This window comes from Actinophytocola sp. (genome assembly GCF_050699935.1).
Classification (GTDB): Bacteria; Actinomycetota; Actinomycetes; order Mycobacteriales; family Pseudonocardiaceae; genus Actinophytocola.
The window spans coordinates 1-12,726 of the sequence record NZ_JBOHGB010000048.1 but is presented as its reverse complement, the minus strand read 5'-3'; the positions used below and the strand labels follow the sequence as shown (position 1 = coordinate 12,726).

Below are 12,726 nucleotides of genomic sequence, written 5' to 3'. Positions count from 1 at the left end.
GGTCCGCGTCATCCGGGTATGGCCTCATGGGAGCGTGACCGCTCGACTGCTGGTGTCACTGTCCGGGATCGACGCCCGCACGCTGGACCGCGGCGCCGCCCTGAGCGCGGAGCTCGCCGCCCGCGACGTGCCGCTCTCGCTGCTGCTCACGCCCCGCGCGGCCGCCGGCCAGCCGGGACCGGTGCTCGCCTGGGTCCGGGAGTGCCACGCCGGCGGTGACGCGCTGCTGCAGCACGGCTGCGACCACGCCACCGGGCCGCGCGTGCTCGTGGGCCGCGGGCGGGCCGAGTTCGCCGCGCTGCCCGCCCACGAGGCCGGCCTGCGGCTGACCGCGGCCGGCGCCGTGCTGGACCGGCTCGGTCTCGTCCCGCAGGGTTTCGTGCCGCCACGCTGGCTCGCCTCGCCGGGCACGCTGGTCGCCCTGCGCCGCCACGGCTTCCGGCTGTGCGCGGACCTGTCCGGCGTGCGCGACCTGCGCGGCCAGACCGTCCACAGAGGACGCGTACGGGGCTTCGGGTTCGGTGAGCGGGCCGAGCCGTGGTGGTGCTTCGCGCTGGTCATGGGCGCTGCGCGGGCGGCGCGGCGGGGCGGCCTCGTCCGCCTCGCGGTGGACACGGCCGACCTGGCCCGCTCCAGGCCACGGCAGGCGCTGCTGGACGCCGTGGACATCGCGTTGCACCACGGCGCCCACGCCCTCACCTACCCGGACCTGCTCACAGGTCGGCCGGCTCGCGCGGCGTGAGGACCTCGACCTCGCATCCGTCGGGCGCCATGCGGGAGAACCACCGGTAGGTCAGCCGCAGGCCGGTGTCGTTGAGCAGCCCCTCGTGGATCGGCACGGCGACGCGCGGCGCGACCGTGCGCAGGAAGTCCACGGCCTCGCCGGTCTTCAGCCAGGGCGCGGCGGTCGGCACGCCGAGCACGTCGATCCGTCCGCCGGGCACGAACAGCGAGTCGCCCGGGTGGTAGAAGGCGCCGTTCCCGACGACGTAGCCGGTGTTCGGGGGCATCGCGACGCTCGGGTGGATGATCGCGTGCTCGCCGCCGACCACCGCGACCTCCACACCACCCAGCGTCAGCGTGTCGCCGGGTGCCACCTGCTCCGCGGTGAGGCCGAGCTTCGTCGTCTCCTCGACCGAGCCCGGGTCGACGATCAGCGCGGCCTGCGGGTTGGCCGCCACGAGCGCGGGCAGCCGGGCGGTGTCGAGGTGGTCGAAGTGCTGGTGGGTGATCAGGATGGCGTCCAGGTCGCGGAGTTCCTCGAAGCCGGCGGAGAACGCGCCGGGGTCGAACAGCAGCCGGGCGGAGCCGGTGTCGAGCAGCACGCACGAGTGTCCGAAGTGAACGATCTGCACGGGGTCAGGCTAGTCGCGTCGTTCACTACCGGCGAGTAGCGTGAGGCGGGGAACCGAGCACAATTCAAAACAGGCCCGCAGCGTGCCCGGGCGCTGCTGATCCGGAGTGTTTTGAATAGTGCTCGCCGACTCAGGGAGGCCAGTATGACCAGCGTCAGCACCGAGTCCTCGATCACCGGCGAGCGGGCGGCACGGGAGACCTTCGACTCGCTCGACCCCGCCACCGACGAGGTCGTCGGCACGTATCCGGTGCACACCGCCGACGACGTGGCGGCCGCCGTCGTCGCCGCCCGCACCGCGGCGTCGTGGTGGGCCGGTCTCGGGTTCGCCGGCCGCGAGGAGCGGTTGCGGCGCTGGAAGGGCGTGGTGACCAGGCGGTCCGCGCAGCTCGCCGAGGTCGTGCGCGCGGAGACGGGCAAGCCGCACGCGGACGCGATGCTGGAGATAGTGCTGGCGATCGACCACGCGGCGTGGGCGGCGAAGCACGCGCGCAAGGTGCTGGGCCGGCACCGGCGGTCGCCGGGGCTGCTGATGGCGAACCAGGCGGCGACGGTCGAGTACCAGCCGCTCGGCGTCGTGGGCGTGATCGGGCCGTGGAACTACCCGGTGTTCACGCCGATGGGCTCCATCGCGTACGCGCTCGCTTCCGGCAACGCGGTCGTGTTCAAGCCGTCGGAGTACACGCCCGGGGTGGGTCGGTGGCTTGCGGACGCGTTCGCCGAGGTGGTGCCGGAGCAGCCGGTGTTCCAGGTGGTCACCGGGTTCGGCGAGACCGGCGCGGCGCTGTGCCGGTCGGGCGTGGACAAGCTCGCGTTCACCGGTTCGCCGGGGACGGGCCGCAAGATTATGGCCGCCTGCGCGGAGACGCTGACCCCGGTGCTGATCGAGTCGGGCGGCAAGGACGCGCTGCTGGTCGACGCGGACGCGGACGTGGCGGCGGCCGCCGACGCCGCGGTGTGGGGCGGCATGTCGAACGCCGGCCAGACGTGCGTCGGGGTCGAGCGGGTGTACGTACACGAGAAGGTCTACGACGAGTTCGTGGCGAAGGTCGTCGACCTGGCGCGGTCCGTGCGCGCCGGCTCGGACGCCGAGGCCAAGATCGGCCCGATCACGATGCCGGGCCAACTGAAGATCATCAAGCGGCACATCGCGGATGCTCTGTCGCGTGGCGGTCGCGCGCTGGTGGGCGGCGCGGACGCGGTCGACGACCGGTACGCGCAGCCGACGGTCCTGGTGGACGTCCCGGAGGACTCGCCGGCCGTGCGCGAGGAGACGTTCGGCCCGACCCTGACGATCGCGAAGGTCCGCGACATGGACGAGGCGGTCGCGAAGGCCAACGACTCGCGGTACGGGCTCGCGTCGACGGTGTTCTCGAAGGCGCGCGGGATGGAGCTGGCGCGCCGGCTGCGGTCGGGGATGACGGCGATCAACGGGGTGATCAGCTTCGCCGGGATCCCGTCGCTGCCGTTCGGCGGGATCGGGGAGTCGGGATTCGGGCGCATCCACGGCCCGGAGGGGCTGCGCGAGTTCGCCCGCGCCAAGGCGATCGCCCGGCAGCGGTTCCGCCCGCCCCTGCTGCTGACGACGTTCGGCCGCAGCGCGCAGACCGACGCGACGGTGGCCAAGTTGATCACGCTGCTGCACGGCAAGCGGCGCTGACGTCTCACTCGGCGGAGGAACTGGCGATCCGCTCCGCCAGTTCCTCGACCGAGGCGTGGTCGCCGGTGTCGACGCACCCGGCGATCAACGTCAGTGCCGCGACGCCGAGCAGGCTGCGCCGTCGTTCGTGGTCGAGCACGCCGGAGCCGGGATCGCTCGCGATGCGAAAGGCCAGCCCTTCGTTGAGCGCGGTGAGCATCGTGGCGAAATCCCGGGTCGAGATCCCGGGACGCAGCGCGAGGCCGCGAGCGGACAGCATCGCGTCGAGCATCTGCTCCCACATTCCGGTGACGTCGTCGTAGACCGACGCCATCGCTTTGTAGAGTTCCCGGTCCTGAGTGGCGAGGGCGATGACGGAGTACCGGAAGCGCGACGTAGTCGATCTCTCGGCGAGCGCCATACGGCGAAACGCGATCTCGTGTGCCGCGCTCACGAAATCGCCGTCGGCCATAGCCGCGGCGGCCTGTTCCGCGAGCAGCAAGTCCTCGTCCAGGCGTTGCCGTCGCATGGTGTAGCGCGCCAGATCGGACACGTACTCGGGAAAGTAGTGCCAGCGATCCCGGAAGGAGCCGACCGTGCCGTGCCGCGGCAGCTCGTCCGGGCCGTTGGCCACCTCCGCGATGACGGTCTCCCTGGTCAGGGTGGCGAGTGGGCGGAGGAACCGTTCGTCGTACTCGCCGTTGTCCGTCGTGAACTCGCGGTGCAGTATTCGCACGCCGGCTTCGAGGTAGGCCCGCGTCAGCGGGTGGTTCGCCAGTCTGCTCGTGGATTCGGCATTCCGGCGGTGCACGTTCAGGACCACGTTAGTCAAGTCGTCGTCGTACATGGCGCCCTCCGTGACGGCGTCCCGAACATCCTCCCGGCACGGAGGTTCCGGCACGGAGGTTCCGGCACGGAGGTTCCGGCACGGCGGTCCGGACGAGATGGTCCGGTCCGGCTGTGTTTCGCGGGTCTTCCTTGCCGTACAAGGATCTCATGAAGATTTTGTGCACACCGGGATTCCTCGCCAAGGTGACGATCTACCTGCTCGTGGCCGGTGCCGTGCTCGGCGTCGTGCTGGTGTACTGATCAAGCCTTGATCATCTCGGCCGCCTTCTCCGCGATCATGATCGTCGGAGCGTTCGTGTTGCCCCTCGGCACCACGGGCATCACCGACGCGTCCACCACCCGCAGCCCGTCCAGGCCCTCGACGCGCAGCGAGGGGTCGACCACCGAACCGATCGCGCACGTGCCCACCGGGTGGTAGAGCGTCTGAGTCAGGTCGCGGACGTGTGCCCGCAGCTCCTCGTCCGTCACGCCGGACAGGCGCGACGGACGGAACGGGCCCGCCAGGAACGGCGCCAGCGGCGCCCGGGCGCCTATCTCGATCAGGGACCGCAGCGCGGACACCATCACGTCCAGGTCGACCGGCTCGCTGTAGTACGCGGGATCGATCTCCGGCCGCCAGCGCGGATCCGCGGACCGCAGCCGCAGCCTGCCCCGGCTCGCCACGTCCACCAGCGTCGCGCCGGCCGTGAAACCCGGGCACGCCGGCTCGTGCAGGCCGTTGTCGTAGAACAGCGTCGGCGCCACATGGACCTGCATGTCCGGCGCCGCGAGCCCCTCCCGGGTCGCGAAGAACGCACCCGCCTCACCCACGTTCGACGCCATCGGACCGCGGCCGGTCAGCTTCCAGCGCAGCAGCGCGCCCATACCCGCCACGTCCACGAGGTCGGTCGTCCCGGTGGTGCGCCACAGGATCCCCGTCTCAGGGTGGTCGTGCAGGTTCTCCCCCACGCCGGGCAGGTTCGCCACGACCTCGATGCCCAGCGAACGCAGGTGCTCGGCCGGGCCGACGCCGGACAGCATCAGCAGCTGCGGCGAGTTGACACTCCCGCCGGACAGGATGACCTCGCCGTCGACGTACACCTCGGTGTCCACGCCGTGCCTGGCGTAGCGGACGCCGACGGCCCGCGTCCCGGCGAACAGCACCCGGGTCACCAGCGCGTCCGTCCGCACGGTCAGGTTCGAGCGCTCCAGGGCCGGCCGCAGGTACGCGTCCGCCGTCGACCAGCGGCGGCCGCCCCGGCACGTCACCTGGTACAGCCCGGCGCCCTCCTGGGACACGCCGTTGAAGTCGTCCGTGGGCTTCAGGCCCCACGACACCGCCGCGTCGACCCACGCGTGCGACAGCTCGTGGGTGAACCGGCGATCCTCCACGTGCAGCGGCCCGTCCGTGCCGTGCAGCGGGCCCGCCAGCCGCGAGTTCCGCTCGGCGCGGACGAAGTAGGGCAGTACCTCGTCGAACGTCCAGCCGGGGACTCCCCAGCCGTCGTAGTCCGCCCGGTTGCCCCGGATGTAGATCATCGCGTTCATCGACGAGCAGCCGCCGAGTACCTTCGCACGCGGCCAGTACGCTGACCGACCGCCCAGGTGCTTCTGCTCGACGGTCTCGTAGTTCCAGTCGAACCGGGTCTTGAACAGCGACGCGAACGCGGCCGGGATGTGGATCTCGTCGGCGTCGTCCTCGCCGCCCGCCTCCAGCAGCAGCACCCGAACCGACGGGTCCTCGGTCAGCCGGTTGGCCAGCACGCACCCGGCGCTGCCCGCCCCGACCACGACATGGTCGAACGTCTCCGTCACGGTGCTCATGGTTCGCTCCGCTCCCGCGCTATTCGCCGTCTTCCTCCGTGCAATGCTCGACGCTGGCGCGCCTGCGCGCGCTCGTCAAGCCAGACGGCGAACGCTCCGTCGCTCCCGCTCACGGCAGCCTCCGCGAGCCGATGAGGTTCAACCATAGAGACTGCCACGCCAGCTACAGGTTCGCGAGGATCTCCTTCTCCTCGTCGAGCGACAGTCCCGCCGTACGCTCGCGGTCCAGGCCCAGCTCACGCTCCCGGTCGAGCGCGTCCGCGACCGCCTCGGCCAGCGGGCGCACCGGCATGCCGGCCGCCAGCGACGGCGTCACGTCGTGCGACTTCATCCCGTAGTAGTCCGGTGGCAGCCACATCGGCAGCGAGCGCGGCCCGCTCCACGGGTTCACCTCGGCCGCCACCAGCTGCTCGGGCGTGGCCCGAACCAGCTCCACGTCGGACCCGACCGCCGCGCCGATCCCCTCGATCAGCTCAGTCAGCGGCTGGTGCGGACCGACGCCGTCGTAGTTGCCGGCCAGATCCTTCTCGCCGGCGTCCACGATCCACGCCGCCAGGTCCCGCACGTCGATGTACTGCATGCGCTGGGCCGGCGCGTCGGGCACGAGCACCCGTCCGCCGCGCGCGAAGCGGCCCGGCCAGTAACCGAACCGGTCGCTGCGGTCCCACGAACCGGTCACCAGCCCGGGCCGCACCACGAACGCGTGCTCGCCCATCACCTCGCGCACGGCGTCCTCGCTCGCCACCTTGATCCCGCCGTACAGCAACGTGCCGTCCTCGCCCGCCGCCGTCATCTCCTCGCGGGTGGCGTGCTGGCGCAGCGCCGGGACCAGCGGACCGGTGGCCGGGGTCTGCCCGGGTGTCGCGTTGTCGGCGTACACGTTGATCGTCGACACGAACGTCCAGTGCCCGGCACGGTCCGCGAACGCCCGCAGCGCCCGGTCGACCCACGGGAGGGACAGCGGGGCCACGTCGACGACCGCGTCGAAGCGCTCCCCGGCGAGCGGCGCGAGCCCTTCGTCGGCGTCCCGGTCCACCCTGACCAGCGTCGCGCCGTGCGGGACCGGGCCGGACTCGCCCCGCGCCGCGCACACGACGTCGTGCCCGCGGCGCACCGCCTCGGCCGCCACCGCGTATCCGACGAAGATCGTTCCACCGAGAACCAGGAGTCGCATGTGCCCACCCTGTCCCCGGTTCGTGACCGGCCGCCACAGATCTCGCCCACGGCGAACGTCCACCGCGCGCCGACGGGGCGCCTCGAACGAGTGAACCCGCAGCTCAGGTAGGCTTTCAGCACACCCGACCCCACTCGCGTTCAGGAGCTGCCTGTCGTGGCCCGAGTCGTCGTCGACGTCATGCCCAAGCCCGAGATCCTCGACCCGCAAGGCCAGGCCGTCGCCAACGCCCTGCCGCGGCTCGGGTTCTCCGGGATCTCCGATGTCCGTCAGGGCAAGCACTTCGAGCTGGAGGTCGACGACGCGGTCGACGACGAGATGCTCGCCGAGATCGCCCAGGGCTTCCTGGCCAACCCGGTGATCGAGGACTTCGTGGTCCGGAGGGTGTCCCCGTGACACGCATCGGCGTGATCACCTTCCCGGGCACGCTCGACGACGCCGACGCCGCCCGCGCGGTGCGCTACGCGGACGCCGAGCCGGTCGCGCTCTGGCACGGCGACGCGGACCTGCGCGGGGTCGACGCGGTCGTCGTGCCCGGCGGCTTCTCCTACGGCGACTACCTGCGGGCCGGCGCGATCGCCCGGTTCGCGCCGGTGATGACCTCGGTGGTCGACGCGGCCCGCGGCGGCATGCCCGTGCTCGGCATCTGCAACGGCTTCCAGATCCTCTGCGAGGCGGGGCTCCTGCCCGGCGCGCTGCTGCGCAACGGCGGCCTGCACTTCGTGTGCCGAGACCAGCCGCTGCGCGTGGAGCGCACCGCGACCGCCTGGACCAGCGGCTACGCCGAGGGCGCGGAGATCGTCATCCCGGTGAAGAACATGGATGGCCGCTTCGCCGCCGCCCAGTCCACTGTGGACGAGCTGGAGGGTGAGGGTCGGGTCGTGTTCCGCTACGCCGGGTCGAACCCCAACGGGTCGGTGCGCGACATCGCGGGGATCAGTTCCGCGGACGGTCGGATCGTCGGCCTGATGCCGCATCCCGAGCACGCGATCGACACGCTGACCGGGCCGAGCACCGACGGGCTCGGCATGTTCCGGTCGGTCCTCTCGGGGGTGCTGGCATGACAGCGCTCGCCCACGTCGACACCGTGTCGCACGCCGCGACCACGCCCGATGTCGCGCAGCCCTACCGCGAGCTTGGCCTCTCCGACGACGAGTACGCGCGGATGCGCGGGATCCTCGGCCGCCGGCCCACCGACGCCGAGCTGGCCATGTACTCGGTGATGTGGTCGGAGCACTGCTCCTACAAGTCCTCCAAGGTCCACCTGCGCTACTTCGGCGAGACGACCACCGACGAGATGCGGTCGCGGATGCTCGCCGGCATCGGCGAGAACGCGGGCGTCGTGGACGTCGGTGACGGCTGGGCCGTCACGTTCAAGGTCGAGTCGCACAACCATCCGTCCTATGTGGAGCCTTACCAGGGCGCGGCGACCGGGGTCGGCGGCATCGTGCGGGACATCCTCGCGATGGGCGCCCGCCCGCTCGCGGTGATGGACCCGCTGCGGTTCGGCGCGGCGGACGCGCCCGACACCCGGCGGGTGCTGCCGGGGGTGGTGGCCGGCATCGGCGGGTACGGCAACTGCCTGGGCCTGCCCAACGTCGGCGGCGAGGTCGTGTTCGACCCGTCGTACCAGGGGAACCCGCTGGTGAACGCGCTGTGCGTGGGCGCGATGCGGGCCGAGGACCTGCACCTGGCGCACGCGTCCGGGACCGGCAACAAGGTCATGCTGTTCGGCGCGCGGACCGGGCTCGACGGGATCGGCGGTGTCTCGGTGCTCGCGTCGGACACGTTCGCCGGCGACGAGGGCGGTTCGGGTCGCAAGAAGCTGCCGAGCGTGCAGGTGGGCGACCCGTTCACGGAGAAGGTGCTGATCGAGTGCTGCCTGGAGTTGTTCCGGCAGGGCGTCGTCGTCGGCATCCAGGACCTCGGCGGCGCCGGGCTGTCGTGCGCGACCTCGGAGCTGGCCTCCGCGGGGGACGGCGGCATGCACGTGTGGCTGGACCGGGTTCCGTTGCGGGCCAAGGGGATGACGCCGGCGGAGATCCTGTCGTCGGAGTCGCAGGAGCGGATGTGCGCGGTCGTCCGTCCGTCCGATGTGGACGCTTTCCTGCGGGTGTGCGCGAAGTGGGACGTGACGGCCACGGAGATCGGCGAGGTCACCGACGGCGACCGGCTGGTGATCACCTGGCACGGCGAGACCGTGGTCGACGTGCCACCGCGGACTGTCGCGCACGAGGGGCCGGTGTATTCGCGGCCGGTCGCCCGACCCGCTGACCAGGACGCTCTCGTGGCCGCGTCGCCTTCGGGCCTGGCGCGGCCGGCGGACCTGCGCGCGGAGATCGTGCGGATGGCCGGCTCGCCGAACCTGGCGTCCCGGCGGTGGGTCACCGAGCAGTACGACCGCTACGTGCGCGGCGGGACCGTGCTCGCGCAGCCCGCGGACGCCGGCATGATCCGCATCGACGAGTCGACGGGCCGCGGCGTCGCGATGTCGTGCGACTGCAACGGCCGGTTCGTGCGGCTGGACCCGTACGCCGGGACGCAGCTCGCACTGGCGGAGGCGTACCGGAACGTGGCGGTGAGCGGGGCACGGCCGGTGGCGGTGACGAACTGCCTGAACTTCGGCTCGCCGGAGGACCCGGGCGTGATGTGGCAGTTCCAGCAGGCGGTCCGCGGCCTGGCGGATGGCTGCGTGGCGCTGGGCATCCCGGTGACGGGCGGGAACGTGAGCTTCTACAACCAGACCGGCGAGACGGCGATCCTGCCGACCCCGGTGGTCGGCGTCCTCGGCGTGATCGACGACGTGCGCCGCCGGATCCCCACGGGCCTCGGCGCACCCGGCTCCGACCTGCTCCTGCTGGGCACGACGTCGGAGGAGTTCGGCGGCTCGGAGTGGGCGCACGTGGCGCACGGTCACCTGGGCGGCCGCCCGCCGGCGGTGCGTCTCGAGCGCGAGCGGCTGCTCGGCGAGGTGCTGCGGGCGGGCGGGGTGTCGGCGGCGCACGACCTGTCCGAGGGCGGGCTGGCGCAGGCGCTGGTCGAGGCCTGCCTGCTGAGCGACCGCGGCTGCCGCGTGACCCTCGACGGCGACCCGTTCGCGGCGCTGTTCAGCGAGTCGTCCGCGCGCGTGCTGGTGTCGGTGCCCCCGGGGGCCGACCTCACCGACCGCTGCACGTCCGCGGGCCTGCCGTGGACCCGGCTGGGCACCGTGGAGCAGACCCCGGACCTGGTGATCGAGGGCCTGGACCCGCTGCCCCTGGCCGAGCTGCGCACCGTATGGGAGGCAACGCTTCCGGCCTTGTTCGGCTGACCCGACTCGGTCGGGCTGCTCCGGCTTGGTCGGGCTGCTCCGGCTTGGTCGGGGGCCGACCCCGGCTTGTCCACAACCGCACCGGTTGTCCACAGCAAACGCCCAACCCCCGCTTTCGTCACCCCCGACAAGTAGACTGGCGTGGTGGGGTGGCCCCCGGAGAGGGTGGGGGCCGCGGATCACGGGGCGCGGATCACGGGGGCGATTGCGCGGCTGTGTCGGCTCGTGCCTGGCACGATCACGAGCGCACGAGGCCCGTCTCCTGGTCGCGGGAGGTGTCCACGTGCCAGCCGGGCGGCAGGTCGTGTTGGTGACGCGGTGACACCGTCATCCCGATCGTCCGGCCCGTCAGGCCGCCCGCCACCCTCAGGTCGAGGTCGCCGCGAAAGGACGCGTTCGTGAAGTCCAGGTCCCGGTCGAACGCCGCGTCCGCGAACGACACCCGGTCATCCCATGTGGACGATGCGAACTTCGTGTCGCCGCGGAAGGCCGTGCGGGAGAAGTCGACCGGGCCGTGCGCGGCGAACCGGCTGAACCACGACCGGTCCCCGAACACGGTGTCCTGCACGTACAGCCGGCCCCAGCAGCGGCTCCCGGTGAACCATGCCGGGCCCCGCACGACGCAGTGGTGGAACGAGTTCGCCTCGTACAGGTTCAGCGCGCGGGCCCGCAGCTGGCCGATCACCTTGCCGGACACGTCGAAGTACTCCAGCGTCGCGCCGGGCAGGTCCAGGTCGTACGTGGGCGCGTCCGGGACGTCGGCCGACGGCAGCAGGTCCGCGATCAGCCGCTGCGCGGTCAGCCGGACCTGCAGCCAGCGGTCCGCCTCCTCACGCTCCTCGTCCTTCCCCGACGGCTCGAGCCCGCGCCGGGCGGCGTGCCGCGGGTGGTCGAACGGCCGCCGCAGGTACGAGCAGATCACGTCCAGCACGTCCTCGGTGTACGACGGCCGGCTCCGCGCCAGACCGGCGAGCGCGTGCAGGGCACCGACCCGTACCTGGTCCGCGGCGTCTCCCAACAGCTCGACCGCGCGCAGGAACCGCTCGTCGGCCGCCCGCTCCCGGTCGTGCTCGGTCCGCCGGTTCTCCAGCTCCTGACGCTGCCGCTCGAGGTCCTGGCGCTCCTCGTCCACCCGGCGCCGGCGGTCGTTGAGCCACAACGCGTACAGCGCGACGACCGAGCCCGCGGCGAGCCCTCCCGTCTTCAGCGCCTCGCCACGGTTCGCGTCCGGCCCGGTCAGCAGCCACCCGGCGACGAGCGCCAGCAGGCCGAACGCGAGCAGCACCGTGCCGACCAGCCGCAGGTTCTCCCGGGCCCGCGCGGCGGCGCGCACGTGCCACACCACCCAGACGGCGATGCCGCCGGCCGCCGCGACGGCGCCGAGCACGATGAGCACCACACTCGTCGGCGGCACCCGCGACCGGCCGGCGGCATCGGACGACGTCGGTTCGTCAGAACGCGTAGAAGGTGAAGATGCACCACCCGGCGTCCTCGAGGAACGCGCTGGTCCGCGCGGCCGAGGTCGGTGCACCGTTCAGCGTGCCCTTCAGGTCGACGCCCACGTACTCCTCCTGGGACTCCATGCCCGCGGTGTCCATCTCGAGGTTCGCCTTGCCCTGGACCGCGTCGTCGATGTCGCCCTGGCTGGTGCTGTCCGGGCACAGCTTGCTCTTCGCGCCGGCCGCGTCGCCGCCGTTGACCTGGTCGAGGAAGCCCTGGACGAACTGCTCGCCCTCGCCCGAACCGCCGCCACCGGGAGCCGACTCGGTGGTGGAGGTCGGTTCGCTCGGCTCGCCGATGGGCAGGTCGCCGCCGCTCGCGACGATGTCCTTCCAGCACCAGTCGTCGCCGTCCTTGACGACCGTCGCGTCGTAGTCGGCGGAGTCGCCGTCGACCGTGACGTCGAGGACCGCGGTGACCTCCGAGTCGGAGACCTCCTCGGTGTCCTTCAGCTCGGCGCCCGAGGTGTCGTTGATGTCGTCGATCGCCTCTTGGACGTTGGGCTCGGCGTCCTCGCAGGCGGCGTCCTGCAGCGCGGCCGTGTCGTGCTGGTCCGCCGCCTGGACGAGCGTGTCGATGAACTCCTCGGCCCCGGAGCCCTCCTCCTTGGTCGGGGAGGTCGTCGTCGTGCCGCCACCGCCGCCGGCGTTGCTCTTCTCGTTACTGAGGAAGAAGCCGGGCGCGACGAACCCGGTGACGCCCAGACCACCGAGCAGCAGCACGACGATCATCACGACGGCCACGATCATGCCGGTGTTCTTCTTCGGCGGGGGAGGGCCGCCGAAGCCGCCGGGATACTGGCCGGGGTACTGGCCACCGGGGAAGCCCCCGTACTGCGCGGTCTGGTCGTAGCCGCCGTACTGCCCGCCCGGCTGCTGGTAACCCCCCTGCGGCTGCTGGTAGCCGCTGTACTGGCCGGGCTGCTGGCCCTGGCCGTACGGGTCGGGCTGCTGACCGTACGGCTGCTGTGGGTACGTCATGCTGAGCTTTCCTCCCCGGAGTTCTTCTCCTGCCCGGATGTCCGACGCGAGCAGGGAGGCCTCCGTTCCCTGGTCACGCGGGAGCTTAAAGGGGCGGAGGGGGCTTTCGTCCACCGG

The 12,726-nt window shown here is 72.1% G+C and carries 11 protein-coding genes; 5 read left to right on the top strand and 6 right to left on the bottom strand.

What is annotated here, in order from left to right; translation table 11 throughout:
- Positions 1–34 precede the first annotated feature (34 nt).
- Positions 35–742, top strand: coding sequence for a DUF2334 domain-containing protein (locus ACRDTB_RS17355; RefSeq protein ID WP_431431478.1), 708 nt, complete (start codon positions 35–37; stop codon positions 740–742).
- On the opposite strand, the gene ACRDTB_RS17350 is transcribed toward ACRDTB_RS17355, so the two are convergent.
- Positions 714–1,355 (bottom strand): MBL fold metallo-hydrolase, encoded by a 642-nt coding sequence (locus ACRDTB_RS17350; RefSeq protein ID WP_431431477.1) that lies wholly within the window; start codon positions 1,353–1,355, stop codon positions 714–716. The genes ACRDTB_RS17355 and ACRDTB_RS17350 overlap by 29 nt on opposite strands.
- Before the next feature lie 144 nt (positions 1,356–1,499).
- Here ACRDTB_RS17350 and ACRDTB_RS17345 point away from each other — a divergent pair, with 144 nt between their 5' ends.
- Entirely contained in the window at positions 1,500–3,014 is a 1,515-nt protein-coding gene (locus ACRDTB_RS17345) for an aldehyde dehydrogenase family protein (RefSeq protein WP_431431475.1), read from the top strand.
- A 4-nt stretch (positions 3,015–3,018) separates the two neighbouring features.
- On the opposite strand, the gene ACRDTB_RS17340 is transcribed toward ACRDTB_RS17345, so the two are convergent.
- From ACRDTB_RS17340 to ACRDTB_RS17330, 3 genes are all read right to left on the bottom strand, one after another.
- The gene (locus tag ACRDTB_RS17340) at positions 3,019–3,840 is read right to left on the bottom strand and encodes a hypothetical protein (RefSeq protein ID WP_431431474.1); all 822 of its coding nucleotides are present in this window, start codon (positions 3,838–3,840) and stop codon (positions 3,019–3,021) included.
- Positions 3,841–4,082: 242 nt separating this feature from the next.
- Complete coding sequence (locus ACRDTB_RS17335) at positions 4,083–5,645, bottom strand: GMC family oxidoreductase (protein WP_431431472.1); 1,563 nt, start codon at positions 5,643–5,645, stop codon at positions 4,083–4,085.
- 163 nt (positions 5,646–5,808) lie between these two features.
- Complete coding sequence (locus ACRDTB_RS17330) at positions 5,809–6,819, bottom strand: NAD-dependent epimerase/dehydratase family protein (RefSeq protein WP_431431470.1); 1,011 nt, start codon at positions 6,817–6,819, stop codon at positions 5,809–5,811.
- Positions 6,820–6,975: 156 nt separating this feature from the next.
- Here ACRDTB_RS17330 and purS point away from each other — a divergent pair, with 156 nt between their 5' ends.
- The 3 genes from purS to purL are packed head-to-tail and all read left to right on the top strand — an operon-like array spanning position 6,976 to position 10,129.
- On the top strand, positions 6,976–7,215 hold the full coding sequence (gene purS, locus ACRDTB_RS17325; protein ID WP_431431468.1) for a phosphoribosylformylglycinamidine synthase subunit PurS: 240 nt from the start codon (positions 6,976–6,978) through the stop codon (positions 7,213–7,215).
- Positions 7,212–7,883, top strand: a complete 672-nt coding sequence (gene purQ / locus ACRDTB_RS17320) for a phosphoribosylformylglycinamidine synthase subunit PurQ (RefSeq protein ID WP_431431466.1) — start codon at positions 7,212–7,214, stop codon at positions 7,881–7,883. The genes purS and purQ overlap by 4 nt, the downstream gene beginning before the upstream one ends.
- Positions 7,880–10,129, top strand: a complete 2,250-nt coding sequence (gene purL / locus ACRDTB_RS17315; protein ID WP_431431464.1) for a phosphoribosylformylglycinamidine synthase subunit PurL — start codon at positions 7,880–7,882, stop codon at positions 10,127–10,129. Before purQ ends, purL begins: the two co-directional genes overlap by 4 nt.
- Positions 10,130–10,367: 238 nt before the next feature.
- Here the strand turns inward: purL and ACRDTB_RS17310 are convergent, their stop codons facing one another.
- Both ACRDTB_RS17310 and ACRDTB_RS17305 read right to left on the bottom strand, forming a co-directional pair.
- Entirely contained in the window at positions 10,368–11,516 is a 1,149-nt protein-coding gene (locus ACRDTB_RS17310; protein WP_431431463.1) for a pentapeptide repeat-containing protein, read from the bottom strand.
- Between the two features lie 64 nt (positions 11,517–11,580).
- Positions 11,581–12,609 carry a hypothetical protein gene (locus ACRDTB_RS17305; protein ID WP_431431461.1) on the bottom strand — a complete coding sequence of 343 codons (1,029 nt, stop codon included), beginning with the start codon at positions 12,607–12,609 and terminating at the stop codon, positions 11,581–11,583.
- Between the last annotated feature and the right edge of the window lie 117 nt (positions 12,610–12,726).